The sequence below is a fragment of the Pseudomonas sp. CM27 genome (assembly GCF_013179515.1).
Taxonomy (GTDB): domain Bacteria; phylum Pseudomonadota; class Gammaproteobacteria; order Pseudomonadales; family Pseudomonadaceae; genus Aquipseudomonas.
In genome coordinates this window covers 1-524 of the sequence record NZ_JABMCN010000511.1, presented here as the reverse complement: position 1 = coordinate 524, position 524 = coordinate 1, and the positions used below count along the sequence as shown (strand labels likewise).

At 61.1% G+C, this 524-nt stretch carries 1 protein-coding gene; it reads right to left on the bottom strand.

Annotated features, from left to right (window positions below; genetic code table 11):
• The coding region (locus HP547_RS29290) for a reverse transcriptase domain-containing protein (protein WP_256676487.1) at positions 1–524 on the bottom strand (524 nt) is incomplete at both ends.

Genomic DNA, 524 nt, shown 5'->3' with positions numbered 1-524 from the left:
CGCAGGACAGGGTTTATCCGCTCGATGGTATTCGTCATCTTGCGACCCCGTGCACCGCGTAGCAGCTCTGCGAGCCGGTCGCGCAGGCGACCCAGGCTCGTCGTTGCCACCCGCAGCCTTGGCTGCTGATGCCAGCTCATCCCATAGCCCAAGTAGTCACACTTCCAGGCTCTCGCGACTCGACTCTTCTTCTGATTCACCGTCAGTTTCAAACGTTGATTCAGGAAGCGTTCGACACTGGCCAGTACCCGTTCGCCAGCCCGAGGGCTGCGTACATAAATGTTCGCGTCATCGGCATAGCGCACGAAGCGGTGACCCCGCCGTTCCAGTTCGCGGTCAAGTTCGTCGAGCAGGATATTCGACAGCAGCGGCGAGAGCGGGCCGCCTTGCGGCGTCCCCTCCTGCCGTGGGCTGACGACACCGCCTGACATGACTCCCGCTTCAAGGTAGCGGCGGATAAGCCTGAGTACGCACTTATCTTTGACCCGGCGCTCGATACAGGCCATCAGGATGTCGTGGTTGAC